The organism is Candidatus Kapaibacterium sp., from assembly GCA_025059875.1.
GTDB lineage: Bacteria > Bacteroidota > Ignavibacteria > Kapaibacteriales > HRBIN21 > HRBIN21.
This window is the reverse complement of sequence record JANXCT010000008.1, coordinates 1-15,234: the sequence shown is the minus strand read 5'-3', so window position 1 is coordinate 15,234 and position 15,234 is coordinate 1. Positions and strand designations below refer to the sequence as shown.

Genomic DNA, 15,234 nt, shown 5'->3' with positions numbered 1-15,234 from the left:
GGGTCACACCAAGAGCTCGTGAAAAATTCGTGCCAGTTCTGAGGGCTCACAGTACCTGGAAGATGAAGAACTTCAGGTATTGCGTCTCCGGCATGCTAAGTAGGATCGGGTGGTCAGGGGGTTGAGTGCCTCGGTAGAGCAGCCGGAGCTGGCGTCCTAAGCGTGCAGCTTCTGTGAAAACGACTTCCAGGAAGACAGCTTCAAAGACGTGATGTGAACAGCTGCTTGTCACCAGATAACCGCCGCTTGGCAGCAACAGGAGGGCTAGCCGTTGCAGCTCTGCGTAGCCCTGTTTGGCAGCGGGCACATGGCGTCGGCTCTTGGCGAAAGCGGGTGGGTCCAGGATGACCATGTCCCACTGGGCACCGTCGGCGACTTGCTGCCGCAGGAAGTCAAATACGTCAGCCTCGCAGAAGAGGACTTGTGTCAGGCTATTCAGTTCGGCGTTTCGGCGAGCACACTCTACGGCGGTGGCGGAGCTATCTACCCCGAGAACCTCTCGGGCTCCATGGAGGCCGGCATGGAGGGCGAAGCCGCCGTGGTAGGTAAAGCAGTCAAGGACTCGTAGGCCATATGCCAACCGTCCCGTCAATGCCCGGTGGTAGCGCTGGTCTAAGTAAGCCCCGGTCTTCTGACTTTCTAGCAGTCGGAGCTCCATCCGGACTCCAAACTCCTGCAGCGGGAGCCGTTCTGGTATGGTGCCGTACAGGACCCCTTGTCGAAAGGGGAGCTGTTCGTATGTGCGTAGCCGGGAATGGTTCTTCTCCACGATTCCTTGAATTTCGGGCAGTACGTGTCGCAATGCCTCCACAATCGTTGGTAGTCGGAGGTCCATGCCAACGGAGAGAGTTTGTACGGCGAGGTAGTCACCGTACCGGTCAACGACAAGTCCAGGTAGGAGGTCCGCTTCTCCGTGGACGAGCCGGTATGCTTCTTCTCCAGGACAGAGGCGCTGTCGGAGGGCGAGAGCCTGGGTGATGCGCTCTGCAAAGAAATCTACGCTGAGGTCCTCAAGCTCCGTACGAAGGAGCCGGACAGCAATGAGACTATGGGGATTGTAGAGCCCAACGCCGAAGCTCTCACCTTTTGCCGAGAGGACGCGCACAATGCTGCCTGGGGAAAGGCGTGGGAGTTCCTGGAGCTCGTTGCTGAAGACCCACAGATGTCCGCTCCGGACGCGCTGCTCGTGACCTGCACGGAGTCGGACTTCTTGCATCAGGAGGCTGCGGTGCCTCGCTCGGCTGAGCGATTACTGCGTTAGCTGCTGCTTTGCTGCGTGCTCGTGAATCTGCTGCTTGATGAGCATTCGCACGAATGTGGAAGCAGCTAGTCCCAGGTTGAGAGCAATCTGCTGCAATGCTTCGTAGTCGCTGGAGTCGAGCATCACCGAAAGCAGCCGCTTGCTCCTCTGGAACAGGATAGGACGCCGAGAACCTTTCGGACGACCTCGCCTCGGCATGGCACTCTCCTTTCTGCTACGGTACTGCACTTCTGTGGTCCTCGCACCCGTCGTGTCCCCTCTGCTTAGACCGCCGAGCCACCGGAGGGATTCGAACCCCCGACCCGCTGATTACAAATCAGCCGCTCTACCACTGAGCTACGGTGGCAATCCACAAAACTTGCCACACAAAAATAGCAAACTTTTTCAGCGCACTGCTAAGGGCGACGTCAACAGCGATCGTGCAGGAGGATTCCGGGGGATGAGTTGTTAAATTCGCTCGTGGTTATACGCCTGCAATCGGCGATGCGGGTCTCCTATCGGTGGTTGCAAGACTTCTGTGCGCTGCCGTGGACACCGGCAGAGGTTGCTGATATCTTGACGAACCTAGGCCTGGAAGTGGAGGCTGTGGAAGACTGGCGCGGCCGATACGCTGGGTTTGTGGTCGGGGTGGTGGAAGAGATTGCTCCGCACCCATACCGTGATGGGCTCTGGGTCTGCCGTGTAGGGATTGGAACGGAGCAACTCCAAATCGTTGCCGGTGTGGCTCCTCGTCAGGGGCAACGAGCAGTTGTAGCGTTGCCGGGGGCTATAGTGCCACAGACTGGGGTGAGAATCCAGCCTCGAGAGATTGCTGGCGTTGAGTCTAGGGCGATGCTTTGTAGTCGCTGGGAGCTGATGCTTGGGGAGGAAGCGGAGGAGGTTTGGGAGCCACCATTTGATGTCCCACCAGGGACCCCGTTGGTGCAGGCTGCGCCGTTCTTGGAGGACATCATCTACGAGGTCGCATTGACTCCGAATCGAGGCGACTGTGCGAGCCACCTTGGAATTGCTCGTGAGTTGGCTGCCTACGGTCGGCTGCCCTTGCAATTCCCAGAGGTAGGGGCACTACCAGACTTGCCTCAGGCAGAGGTAGACGTAGAGATAGGGGCACAGGAGGGGTGTTCACTGTACGCGTGTTGCGTGGTGACTGAGATATCGCCACAGGAAGCCCCCCTGTGGATGCAGGTCCGCTTGTGGCGCTCTGGCATTCGCCCGCATACGCTGCCAGTGGACGTGATGAACTACGTCATGTTAGAGCTCGGGCAGCCGCTGCATGCCTTTGACTACGCCACGATTGCCGAGTACCGGCTTCGAGTCCGATGGGCAGAACCCGGGGAGCACTTCTGTGGGCTGGACGGACGGCTGTACAGACTCACTTCTGAGGACCTCCTCATCGCTGACCCTCAGAAGCCTCTGGCACTGGCTGGAGTGATAGGAGGACAGGAGTCGCAGGTGACGAGCACGACGCGGCATGTTCTGATAGAATCGGCTCTATTCCGCCCCACAGTCATCCGACGCACGGCTCGGCGCCATGCTTTAGAGACGGAGGCTGCGTACCGCTTTCAGCGCGGTGTGGACCCGCAGGGTGTTGTGCCAGCACTCGTTCGTGCAGCACAACTGTTGGTAGAGCTTGGTGGCGGGACGATGACGGCGCCACTGCTGGTAGGTCAGCCCCCCAGTAACAGCCGGCGTGTGCTGGTGCGGTATAGCCGTGTCAATCAGGTCCTGGGAGTGGAGCTTCAGCCCTCCCACGTCGTGGAGCTTGCAGAGCGCTTAGGATTCCGCGTAGAGGCTCAGACGGGAGATGGATGCCTGCTTCGTGTACCACTCTTCCGGGCTGATATCTCCGAGGAGATCGACATCGTTGAAGAGGTCGCACGACTGTATGGCTACGACCGTATCCCTGCGGCTGAGAGTGCCTATTTACCGCTCCAGCTACAGCCGCTACCGGAGGAGCTCTGTCCCCTAGCCATAGAGCAGGCAGTGGTGGCTGCACTCGTGGAGTGGGGGTTCCAGCAGGTCTTTACGCCGGTCCTGATCGATCCCGCAACGGCGCAACAGTGGGATCAGCAGCCAGTTCAGTTAGTCAATGCTCTGGGTATTGAGGCCTCAGTGCTGCGTCCGTCGTTGGTCCCTTCGCTCGTTCGGGTGCTGGCACACAACGTGCGAGTAGGAGAGAGGACGGTGCGGATCTTTGAAGTGGGCAAGAGCTTCCGGCGGCGTGGAGGTGACGGGCAGCAGCTCAGTGACTACGAAGAGCGGCTCCAGCTTGGGCTACTCCTGAGCGGCATGGCTGCTCCGTTGCAGTGGGGAATCCACCAGCGCGAGACGGATTTCTACGATCTCCGGGGCGTGGCCGAACAGCTACTGCAGCGTCTTAGAATCGCGGATGTGGAGTGGCGACCCTGGCGGGAGGAGACGCCAGCCTGGATTCTTCCAGCTACGGCACTGCGCCTCTACTGCGGGGGAGATCCGGTAGGATGGATTGGACAACTGCGCCCAAGGGTCTTGAAGAGCATGGAAGTGGGGCAGGCGGCTTTTGTAGGGGTTTTGGACCTTGTGGCACTACAGCGGTGGGTTGGGCCACCTCCGCAGTATGCACCGGTAGCCGAGTATCCTGCCCTACGACGCGACTTAGCCTTCGTAGCCGATGCCACTCTCCCCGTTACACGCTTCATAGAGCTCATCCGGCAGGTGGCCGGGGAGTGGTTGGAAGAAGTGGTGCTCTTCGACGTCTACACCTCTCCAGCTCTTGGAGAGGGGAAGCGGAGCGTTGCATTTGCTCTCCGCTTCCGCTCCCGCGAGAGAACACTGCGAGAAGAGGAGATCACTCCAGTTCTGGAGCGGATCATCTCTGAGGTGGAGCAGCAACTCGGAGCGCAGCTGCGCCGCTGATGGACCTTCATCCTCCACAGCCCAGTCCGGAGGTCCAGGCTGCTCTGTTGCGGCTCTGGGAGCGGCTACGTCTCTTCGGTGGGCGCTATCAGGAGGTGGCGGCGGAGAATCTCCGTCTGCGTAACCAGCTCCAGCAACTTCGCCGCGAAGTGGCCCAACTTCACGAGCGGCAAGCTACGGTTGAGCAGTTAGAGCAAGAACGCGAGCTTTTACGGCAGCAGCTTCGAGAGGCCGAGGAGACGTGCAAGCAACTCCGCGAGGAGCTCTCCTCCCTGCAGCCTCAGTTGGAGAGCTGCCAGGCTGAGCTGCGACGAGTTCAGGAGGAGTTGCGATTAGCCCAGCAGGAGCTTGTCCGCCGCAACCACGAGCTCTATGCACGGCAGAAGGAGCTGGAGGAGTGCCGCGATCAGCTCCAGCAGGCACGCTCCTCGGACGTGGTGGCGGAGCTTGCAGCGTTGCGGATTCAGCTCCAGGAGCGTGAGCAGCGGCTTGCTTCCTATTCGGAGCAGCTTCTGGCCCTTCAGGAGGAGAACGCGGAGCTGAAGCGTCGGCTAGAGCTGGGGGCCTCTCCAGAGGAATGGGAGCAGCTTCGGCAGGAGCTGGCCAAGGCGCAGGAGCGAGCTCGCCAGAGTGAGCAAGAGTTGGAGTTACTCCAACGCCACCTGCTACGGCTGTTGGAGTCGTACTCAGCCCCAGTGGATCGTTTAGAGCGGCTCAGTGTGCAGGTAGAGCAGCTCCAAACCCTTCTGCGCTCAGAGCTCCAACAACTGGCTGAACAACTCCAGAGCATTCTCCCCTTCCCAGAGCCGGACCGGCAGGAGCTCCTTACCCGGCTCCGACAGCTCGTTGAGCTCCTGGAGCGTCTCCTGAAGGAACCCTCCCCTCAGCCACCGGAAAAGGCATAATTTTGTTCGGTGAGAGCGAGACCGGGAGCAGTATGGAACACACCGTTCGCGTCACCATTGCCGGGCGCGAGTATGTCCTCCGTGGGGAGGACGAGCGAAAGCTGCTACAGTCTGCCCGCGAAGTTGACGGGCAGTGGCAGCAACTCCAAGCACAGGTGCCGGAGCAATCAACGACGACAATGGCGATACTCGTGGCGCTCAACTTGGCGGAACGGTACCATGAGGTCCGTTCTCGCCATGAGGCTGACCTCCGCTATACGCTGGAGAATGTCGAACGTATGATTGCTTACGCCGACAACGTTTTGGCGTCCCTTGGAGTCAGCCCGGAGCATCCGGATATCGCTCTTTGACAGCATACTCTTACAAGCAGACGGCGCCGCACCCGCTCGTGCTCAGCCGTGTCCGGTGAGCGAACGGCAGACTGAAGAGCAGAAGGGAGACGGACTCTGCCTGCGAATGGCAGGCCTCGCCTACCGTTAGCGGTAGGAGCCGTTGGTGGCTCGGAGGAAGCCAAACGTAGGTAGGCTATCTCCCACCGTACGATGCAGGACCGCTTCAGCTCCCGGTGACCTTACGAGTTGGGTGCGGCGCTTTTGTTTGGACATGTCGTACAGGCAGCAGCGGAACGATGACGGAACTTTGGATTCTCGCCACCAGTCTCTTGGGACTCATCGGCGGATTTGTCGTCGCGTACTTGATTGGTTCACGGTTGGCGGCATCGAAATTAGCTGAGGCAGAGCGGCAGGCTCGCCGTGTCTTGGAGGAAGCTGAGCGGGAAGCGAAGGCTCTCAAGAAGGAGAAGTTGCTGGAACTCAAGGAGGAGTGGCAGCGCCAACGGCAGGAGTTTGAGGCTGAAGTTACAGCCAAGCGAAACAAGCTCCAAGCCCTCGAGCGGCAGCTGAAGTCTCGTGAAGAGGCACTCCAAGAGCGTCTGGAGCTCATCCAGCGCAAAGAGCGACATTTCCAGACGTTGGAACAGGAGCTAGCGCAGCGGCAGCAGCAGTTGGAGCAGAAGCTCAACGAAGCCCATCAGCTCGTACAGGAGCAGATAACCCGACTGGAGCAGATTGCCGGCATCAGTCGGGAGCAGGCTAAGCAGCTCCTCATGGAGAACCTCCTCAACGAGGCCCGGAATGAAGCCGCTCAGTATATCCGCCAGATCCGCGAGGAAGCCCGCTTGACGGCCGAGCGCGAGGCGAAGAGCATCATCGTCCAGGCTATCCAGCGCACGGCTGCTGACCATAGTATGGAGACGACCGTGACGGTGGTGCAGCTGCCAAACGAGGAGATGAAAGGACGCATCATCGGCCGTGAAGGACGGAATATCCGTGCTTTCGAGGCTGCTACAGGCGTGGATCTTATCATCGACGACACTCCGGAGGCGGTGGTACTGTCCTGCTTCGATCCCTTCCGGCGCGAGGTAGCTCGAATAGCATTGGAGCGACTCATTGCAGATGGACGCATCCATCCTGCCCGGATCGAAGAGGTCGTGGAGAAGGTCCGGCGCGAGCTGGAAGAGAGTCTGCCCCGGATTGGACAAGAAGCCGCTGCTGAGCTAGGGTTGCACAATCTGCATCCGAAGCTGCTCTACTACATCGGTAAGATGCGCTTCCGGTCCAGCTATGGGCAGAACCTGTTGGCTCACTCCCTCGAGGTCGCGCGCCTGGCCGGTATCATGGCTGCCGAACTCCGACTGGATCCGCATCTAGCAAAGCGTGCTGGTTTGCTCCACGACGTCGGTAAGTGCGTGGAGAATGCTGATGCTCCCCACGCCCTGGTAGGCTACGAACTGCTGAAGCGTTACAATGAACATCCTGTCGTCTGTAACGCTGTGGGGGCTCATCACGAGGATATCCCGATGGAGAGCCCAATTGCGGCACTCGTCCAAGCCGCCGATGCCGTCAGCGGTGCCCGTCCGGGTGCACGTCGGGAGACGCTGGAAGAGTACGTCCGCCGCTTGGAGCAGTTGGAGTCGCTTGCAAATAGCTTCGCCGGGGTGGTGAAGAGCTACGCCATCCAAGCAGGCCGTGAGATTCGGGTCATCGTGGAGCCGGAGCGCATCGACGACCAGAGCGCTGAGGAACTTGCCCGGCAACTGGCTGCACGTATCGAGACGGAGATGCAGTACCCCGGACAGGTCAAGGTCACTGTCATTCGTGAGGTCCGAAAGACCGCCGTTGCTCGATGATACGCTTCTGCGTCTTGGGAACAGGGGCCGGTGGGGCTCCAACACTCCGGCGGATGCCCACGGCTGTGGTCGCGCGGATTGAAGAGGCGGTCTTCCTGTTCGACTGTGGTGAAGGGACACAGCGGCAGCTCATCCGTGCGGGGGTCAGCCGCGGCAAGATCCAGTACATTGCCATCACGCACTTGCATGGTGACCACGTTTTGGGGCTCGTCCCGCTGTTGGCGAGTATGGCTTCTGACCGTCGGGAGGCCCCGCTCCATCTCATCGGTCCACAGGGCCTGCGGGAGCTTGTGGAGAGCACGCTACGTTGGACGGACGTGACGCTGCCGTTTGAGCTCCACGTGCAAGAACTCCCGCCGGACTTCCGAGGGGAGATAGCCGTCGCATCTAGGTGGAGTCTGCACTGTGTGCCATTACGCCACTCGATCCCTTCCTTCGGCTTCCGGCTTCAGGAGCGGCGTCCACCGGCCTTTGATCCCCAACGTTTGGCTGAATTTGGGCTTGCGTCGGGTCCCCTCCTCGGCGAGCTCAAGCGCCAGGGGTGGATTGAACTCCCGACGGGCAAGCGGGTGACGTTAGACCAAGTAACTCGGCCGCGTTCGCAGCCGACCTTAGTCTACTGCGGGGATACGCGCCCTTGTCCAGAGGCCATTGAACTGGCGCGAGCTGCCGATGTCCTGCTTCACGAGGCTACCTTCAGTGGTGCCCACGCTGAGTTGGCAGAGGAGACCTGCCACTCCACGGCTACTGAGGCAGCTTCTGTCGCTGCCGCTGCGGGGGTTGGTCGACTGCTCCTGGTGCACATCAGCGGACGCTACTCTTCAGCAGAGCCCTTGCTCCAGGAGGCATGCGCCATCTTTCCAAACACTGAACTGGCGGAGGAGCTACGCTGGGAGACCATCACGGGCTCAGACCCGTTCAACGATCAAGGCCAATCCTTGGCCGACTCCGACGCAGAGGGTCGCCAATCCGTAGCGAGCGTTCCGTCGGTGCAGCGAGCGTACCAGCGTCCCAGCCAGCCGGGCACCGCTCATCCCTAGGGGATGCCCCAACGCGATAGCTCCGCCGTAGATGTTGAGCCGTTCTGGGTCTATCGGCATCTCCCGGAGGCACGCTAGGACCTGGGCAGCGAAGGCTTCGTTGAGCTCCACCAGGTCTATGTCCTCCAGCGAGAGCCCAGCACGCTGCAAAGCTTTCTTCGTCGCCGGCACGGGCCCAATGCCCATGTACCGCGGGTCTACCCCGGCAGCACCAGAGCTGACGTAGCGAGCCAGAGGGCGGAGGCCATAGCGCTGGAGCGCCGCTTCGCTTGCTAGGAGGAGAGCGGCAGCGCCGTCGTTGAGAGAAGAAGAGTTGCCAGCCGTAACCGTCCCACCAGTGCGGAAGACGGGCGGGAGTGCTGACAGCTTCTCCAACGACGTGTCAGGCCGCGGGCCCTCGTCGCGATCGACGAGGACCGTCTCCCCTTTGCCCCGTTCGACGGGCACTGGCACAATCTCTTCCGCGAAGATGCAGGCCTCTTGAGCAGCGACGGCGCGTCGGTGGGACTGCAAGGCGTAGAGGTCCTGCTCTTCACGGCTGATGTGGTACCGCTCGGCCAGATTCTCTGCCGTTTCGCCCATCGACTCCAGCGGAAACATCCGTTCCATACGCGGGTTGGGGAAGCGCCAACCGAGGGCAGTGTCGTAGGCAATGAGGTTCCCGTACTGGGCTTTGCCCGAGACGTTCTTGGCCAACACGTACGGCGCACGGGACATGGACTCCACTCCCCCGGCAATGATGAGCTCTGCTTCTCCGAGCCGAATTGCGCGCAGGCCTTGGATAACTGCCTCCAGCCCGGAAGCACAAAGCCGGTTGACCGTCACACCCGGCACCGTGTGGGGGAGACCTGCCAGGAGGAGTGCCATGCGGGCTACGTTGCGGTTGTCTTCGCCCGCCTGGTTCGCACAGCCGAAGATGACATCATCGATTGCCTCTGGCGGGACTCCTGTGCGGCGTACCAGCTCAGCAATCACCAAAGCCGCCATGTCGTCGGGGCGCACGCTGCTGAGTGCCCCACCGTACTTGCCAATGGGGGTGCGTACGTAGTCGACAATCAAAGCGTCACGCATCTCCACCTCCCGAGGTCAGGCTCTCAAGAAGCTGCAGCCGCTCCCGCAGCCTACTGAGCGACTGCGAAAAGCTCTGTTCCTTTTCACGCTCCCGTTCAATAATGTGCTGAGGCGCTCGCTGGAGGAAGGCCTCGTTGCGGAGCTTAGCCTGGTTCTCCTCCAGCAAGCGCTCCAGACGGGCTATCTCTCGGTGGAGACGCTCCAGTTCCGCCGAGAGATCGTGATCGGCGCTGATGGGCAGCACGACTTCCGTCCCGCGTACAACACCGCTGATCGCCTTGTCTACGGTGCTGTGGTCAGTTCCCACCCGAGCTTGGCAGGGTACCAAAGCATCTAGTAGCCAGAGGTGCTCTCGGACGATCGCCAAAGTTCCGTCATCGGCGGGACGAATGAGGAGGGGTGGACGCTCCTGCGGTGGCAGACCCAAGATGGCCCGCAGCCGCCGTGCCTCTTCAATGAGTGCCTGGAGGAGCGAGAAGGCTTCCTCAGTTTCGGCCGAGTACCATTCCAGTGGTGCCGATGCGGCTGCCGCGGTGCAGAGGAACTCCCCTTCTCTGCGCTCCCAGAGGAGGTGCCAGAGCTCCTCCGTGACGAAGGGCATAACTGGGTGCAGCAGCCGGAGGATACCTTCGTAGAGGTTTAGCGCAAAACGGCACCTACGTGCTGCTTCTTGCGGAGTTGAGCGCTGGAGTAGCAGCTTGAGGGCCTCTATGTACCAGTCGCAGAAGTCGCTCCAGACGAAGTCGTACAGCAGGCGGGCGTATTCGTGGACGCGGTACTCTCGGAGCGCTGAATCGGTTGCTTGGACCGTTGCGGCAAATCGGGAACGAATCCAGCGCTCTGGGAGGGTGAGCTCAGATTCTAGCAGCGCGGTGTCCGAGAACCCGTACTGCTGGCGCTTGAGCCATAGGAAGCGGCCAGCGTTCCACAGCTTGTTGGCGAAGTTCCGCCCAATTTCCATCGAGGGGATGTCCTGAGCGCGCTCGTCGATCTTCATGCGCACATCCTGCCCCAGTGGGGCAAGGTAGATCATGGTGAACCGCACTGCGTCGGCGCCGTACTTGGCGATGATTGGCAGCGGGTCAGGGGAGTTCCCAAGCGATTTCGAGAGCTTGCGCCCGTAGCTGTCCCGGATGACGCTCGTGAAGTAGACATCGCGGAAGGGGATAGTGCCGCGGAACTTCAGCGTCGCCATGATCATTCGGGCGACCCAGAAGAAGATGATCTCCGGGGCAGTGACCAGGAGGTTGGTGGGCAGGAAGACCTTAAGGTCAGTGGTCTCTTCAGTCTTTCCGTCGGCAAGCCAGCGCATCGTGGTCAGCGGCCAGAGCCACGAGGAGAACCAGGTGTCCAGAACGTCTGGGTCTTGCTCAAGGGGGACGTCTGGGGGAAGTCCCAGTCGTTGGCGGGCCTCTTCGGGTGACCGGGCGGCCGTGTAGCGGCCATCTGGAGCGTAGTACACGGGGATTCGGTGCCCCCACCAGAGCTGGCGCGAGATGCACCAATCCCGCACATTGCGCATCCAGTGCTCGTAGGTCTTAACCCAGTGTTCGGGGTGAAACCGGATGTGCCCATCTAGCACGGCTTGTAGAGCTGGCTCTGCCAAGGGCTTCATCCGTACAAACCACTGGTCGCTGATGTACGGCTCCACGGGTTCGCCGCTCCGCTCGGAGAAGCCAACGTTGTGTGTGTAGGGCTCACTGCGCTCCAGTAGACCCAGCTCTCGCAGGCGTTCGGTGACGCGGCGACGGGCTTCGAAGCGCTCTAGCCCTGCAAAGGGGCCAGCCAGCTCGTTGAGCACACCCTCTGGGGTTAGACACACTAACAGCGGGAGCCCGTGGCGCTGTCCAATCTCGAAGTCCAGTGGGTCATGAGCCGGGGTGACCTTCAAGGCGCCAGTCCCAAAGGTCGGATCCACGGCTTCGTCTTCGATGACGGGTACCAAGCGATCGGTGAGCGGCACACGCACGCGCCGTCCGACGTATGCCTTGTACCGTTCATCTTCTGGGTGAATCGCTACGGCAACGTCGGCGAAGATGGTCTCTGGGCGCACGGTAGCTACGGGGATGGAGCCACTCCCGTCCTCCAGCTCGTAGCGGAGCACCAACAGCTCCTCCGTCACGGGGCGGTAGACAACCTCCTCGTCCGAGAGCGCCGATTGCAGTCGCGGAGACCAATTGATGATGCGCTTCCCACGGTAGATGAGGCCCTCATCGTAGAGCCGGATGAAGACCTCGCGGACGGCGTTGGAGGCACTTTCATCCATCGTGAACAGGGTTCGGCTCCAATCGCACGAAATTCCCAAAGCCCGCATCTGCTCTAGGATGATCCCGCCATAGCGTTCCTTCCACTGCCAGACACGTTCGACGAAGCGCTCGCGCCCGAGCTGCTGCCGAGTCAAGCCTTCGGCAGCCAATTGCTGCTCGACCTTGACCTGAGTAGCAATCCCAGCATGGTCCAGCCCCGGGAACCAGCAGACCTCGTAGCCTAACATCCGATGCCAGCGGATGTAGATATCCTGCAGAGTGATGTTGAGCACATGCCCGAAGTGGAGCATCCCGGTCACGTTCGGTGGTGGCATTAGGATGCTGTACGGGGGGCGTCTGGAGTTTGGGTCTGCTCGGAAGAGGTCGTAGCGGAGCCATTCTGCATACCAACGACGCTCCGCCTGGTTTGGGGTATACGCTGTGGGGAAGTGCTCTCCGCTCATGCTAGCAGCCTAAGGTTAGCCTCGGCAACACAAAGTTACACAGCGGAGCAGAGCGGGGGAATCGCCCCTCTATGGCATCGTAGTGGTTTGGGAGTATGTTTGTATATTTGTGCAGCAGAGGGTGGCCTTATCGCAAAGCCCAGAACTTGTGGGCGCGATAAGGTGTTTGAAAGAGAGAGAACAAAGAGAACAATTAGCATGTTCCATAGCATCTTACATGGAGGTCATACCATGGCACGCTTCCCTCTACTTCTCGCCTCCCTTGCCGTCCTCGGTGTGACAGTCACGTCCACGCAGGCGCAGCTCCAGGTCGTCATCGGGAATCCGAATAGCAGTAGTTACATTCCCTATACACCCTACAGCCAGTATTGCTATGGTGACTACTACGTCTACCCGCGCAAACAGTATGTGGCGTTACTCTATTCTGGGTGGTTCATTCAGCAGGCAGGTGGGGTCCCAGGGCTCATCAGCCGGATAGAATTCCAGGCTCACGGAGACCCGTGGTATGGACAGGGTACTTTGTGTCAGTTCACCGATAGGGGCCAGCAGTTCAGGGTCTACATGGCGATCTCTCCACAACCCAACTTCCCATACACGGCGATAACCTACCAGCAGCTCATCAGCGGTTCAGCTCCAACGAGCTTGCAGAACATCCAGCTCGTTTTTGAGGGGAAAGCATTCACTCAGACCATCCCTGCAGGACAGTGGGATGGGTTCACGCTCAACCCTGGTTACGTCTACACCGGAGGCAACCTGGTGGTGATCATAGAGTTTGTGAATCCTTGTAGCCAGAATTGTCCTACCTCGTACCCTGACTACCTCAGGGGGTATGGGCTGTGGCGAAGCACGTATATCTATGAAGCAACACCGTCGGAGCGGAACACTCGCAACACGGTGCTGGGCTTGTTTTACTGGTATTCATACTGCTACTCTGGGACAGAGTACGACTACACGACCTCCAGTGCCTGGCCTTACGACTACTACGGTTGCCCGAATATGCGCATGACATTGCTGTTAGGGATCGAGGCCTCGTTCCCGAACCAGGGGGATATCCTACGGGCAACCTGGAACTACGATGGTTCAGCGCCAGAGCGCCCTCGTCCTTCGCTCACCTTCCGCCAGGCAACCGGACATCAGCTGCGATTGACATATCGGATCATTGGTCCACTCCCGAGCACCAATCCGGTCTACATCGCTACCGATGGGGGGAATCCGAACGATACGATCTTGGACGTCACCGCTGGCACTACAGGACTAGTGACGCTGCCCATCACGAGCGCGAAAGGACCGTACGCTGGGCCGAACGGTTCTCTAGCGTTGGCCTCTAACAACGCGCTCGGAGGGACCTATCGCCTCCAGGCATCGTACCGAAATCTCACAACTGGCTATGTCCAGGAGCCGATTTGGGAGAAGGAGTTCGTCGTCGCTTACAACAATGACCTGGCAGCAGAGGCTATCACTATGCCGGTTCCGTACCGTCCACCGTCGTATACGCAGTACCCGCAAGGAGTCAACACTCCAGTAGAAGGAATTTACAAGAACGTTGGCTTAGACGAGATCACTGCCTTCCGAGCGATCGCTGAGATACGGCGTGCTTCGGATAATAGTGTAGTCTACCGCGATACTGTCATTTGGCAGCAGACACCGGGGCTGCAGACAGGACAGACGGCTACGATTCGCTTCAAGCCATTCAACACAATGGAAGTCGGCGACTACAAGCTTCGACTCTGTGGTACCTTGCTGAACGCTCAAGATCAACAGGCGTACAATGACTGTGTACCGCGGGCAGGAGCTCCGGAGTGGATCTTCCGGATTCAGTACGACATTGAGCTGGCATCAGTGGCCGTAGCCTATCCGACGAGTGGGAGTGTCATCTACGGTGGGCGTCCGTTTCGCCCGATCGGGGTCTTCCAGAACAATGGGTTGACCGACATGAGCAACGTGCCGGTCCAACTCATCATCACACGGCTCTCCGATGGGCAGGTTGTTGCCAGCCAGTCAGCGTATGTGCCCGATATCCCAGCAACGTTTCCAAACCAGGTACCCTATACCTTCAACGCTGTGACACTTCCAACAGGCGATTATCGGGCAACGATCATCATCTACCATCCACAGGACCCAGTGCGGCTGAACGACACGGCGCATGCGATCTTCAGTGTACAGGGGCCTCTATCTGGGACGTACACGATTGGGACGCTTTTTGCGGGTAGTCCACGGAATTTCAACACGATACAAGATGCTATCAACGCGCTCTACCAGCGGGGTGTTGGTGGTCCAGTAATCTTTGAGTTGACCGATGCCTACTATGAGGTCGGAGATGTCAACGTGAGTGCACCTGCAATTGAGCTACGTTCGGCGATCCTAGGGGTGAATGCCCAGAACACGGTGACCTTCCGTGCGTACGGGCAGCGGGCGCTGCAGCGCGGCAGTGTTACCATCCGGCTGAAGTCCGGTATGGGGGTGGGGATCATGATGGAGCAGAGCCTGCAGACAGGCAATCCGTTTGCAGTAGTCCGTGACTTCCCTGAGCCGCGGTACGCCAACTTTTCTGGGTACATCATTTTTGACGGTGGTTCGCAGAAGTCGTTGAAGTTTGAGTTAGAGGCGCCGGTGACGCAGCCGCGGCGGGCGGTGTTCTACTTAGGGCGAGGGGTGCACAATGTGCAGGTGAAGAACTGTCTGATAGGGAATGCACCGACGACGTCGGCCAGTTATGCGACGTCGTTGCCGCGGGTGAGGTACAATGCGGCGTTGGGGCAGTTTGAGTGGGAGCCGGATGTGCGGATTGTTGGGGGGCAGCCGGTGACGTACTCGGCTGGGGTAGTGATCCGGAACTGGCGGTTGTCGGCATTTCAGGGGGTGGATGTATTGGACACGGTGTTGTGTTCGGGGAACGTGGTTGAGGGCAACGAGATCGAGGGGTTTGGGTATGGGGTTGTGTCGCTGGGGTTAGGTCCGTTGAAGGAGGCAGGACCGGCGAAGGTGCGGCGGTACTACAACGTTGGGAACCGGATTGTGGGGAACTTGATCACGAACGTGCGGGGAGCGGGGATAGTGGTAGGGTATGAGGAGGGGACGGAGATTCGGGGGAACCGGATTGACAACGTTGGGAGGGACGCTACGGGTGGGAACGAGCCGGCGTCGGGGATTGTGGCAGGGGGGTT

9 protein-coding genes, 1 tRNA gene and 1 pseudogene are annotated in these 15,234 nt (G+C 59.8%); 6 read left to right on the top strand and 5 right to left on the bottom strand.

What is annotated here, in order from left to right; all coding sequences use genetic code 11:
- Positions 1-46: 46 nt before the first annotated feature.
- The 3 genes from NZ960_07615 to NZ960_07605 form a co-directional block, all read right to left on the bottom strand.
- Positions 47-1,216: a class I SAM-dependent rRNA methyltransferase gene (locus tag NZ960_07615; GenBank protein ID MCS7177456.1), complete on the bottom strand. Its 1,170-nt coding sequence runs from the start codon at positions 1,214-1,216 to the stop codon at positions 47-49.
- A 33-nt stretch (positions 1,217-1,249) separates the two neighbouring features.
- Entirely contained in the window at positions 1,250-1,459 is a 210-nt protein-coding gene (locus NZ960_07610) for a hypothetical protein (GenBank protein ID MCS7177455.1), read from the bottom strand.
- Between the two features lie 76 nt (positions 1,460-1,535).
- Positions 1,536-1,607: transfer RNA gene (locus NZ960_07605), tRNA-Thr, on the bottom strand.
- A 137-nt stretch (positions 1,608-1,744) separates the two neighbouring features.
- On the opposite strand from NZ960_07605, the gene pheT reads away from it, so the two are divergent.
- From pheT to rnz, 5 genes and pseudogenes are all read left to right on the top strand, one after another.
- A complete protein-coding gene (gene pheT / locus NZ960_07600) occupies positions 1,745-4,156 on the top strand; it encodes a phenylalanine--tRNA ligase subunit beta (GenBank protein ID MCS7177454.1) in 2,412 nt (803 codons plus the stop codon).
- On the top strand, positions 4,156-5,061 hold the full coding sequence (locus NZ960_07595; GenBank protein MCS7177453.1) for a hypothetical protein: 906 nt from the start codon (positions 4,156-4,158) through the stop codon (positions 5,059-5,061). The genes pheT and NZ960_07595 overlap by 1 nt, the downstream gene beginning before the upstream one ends.
- A gap of 32 nt (positions 5,062-5,093) precedes the next feature.
- Positions 5,094-5,411 (top strand): cell division protein ZapA, encoded by a 318-nt coding sequence (locus tag NZ960_07590; protein MCS7177452.1) that lies wholly within the window; start codon positions 5,094-5,096, stop codon positions 5,409-5,411.
- Positions 5,412-5,689: 278 nt separating this feature from the next.
- Positions 5,690-7,249: a ribonuclease Y gene (gene rny, locus NZ960_07585; GenBank protein ID MCS7177451.1), complete on the top strand. Its 1,560-nt coding sequence runs from the start codon at positions 5,690-5,692 to the stop codon at positions 7,247-7,249.
- Positions 7,246-8,124, top strand: a pseudogene (rnz, locus tag NZ960_07580) (ribonuclease Z). Before rny ends, rnz begins: the two are co-directional and overlap by 4 nt.
- 33 nt (positions 8,125-8,157) lie before the next feature.
- Here the strand turns inward: rnz and NZ960_07575 are convergent.
- Complete coding sequence (locus tag NZ960_07575) at positions 8,158-9,360, bottom strand: acetyl-CoA C-acyltransferase (GenBank protein MCS7177450.1); 1,203 nt, start codon at positions 9,358-9,360, stop codon at positions 8,158-8,160.
- A complete protein-coding gene (locus NZ960_07570) occupies positions 9,353-12,070 on the bottom strand; it encodes a valine--tRNA ligase (protein ID MCS7177449.1) in 2,718 nt (905 codons plus the stop codon). The genes NZ960_07575 and NZ960_07570 overlap by 8 nt, the downstream gene beginning before the upstream one ends.
- Positions 12,071-12,301: 231 nt before the next feature.
- Here NZ960_07570 and NZ960_07565 point away from each other — a divergent pair.
- The coding region (locus NZ960_07565; protein MCS7177448.1) for a right-handed parallel beta-helix repeat-containing protein at positions 12,302-15,234 on the top strand (2,933 nt) is incomplete at its 3' end.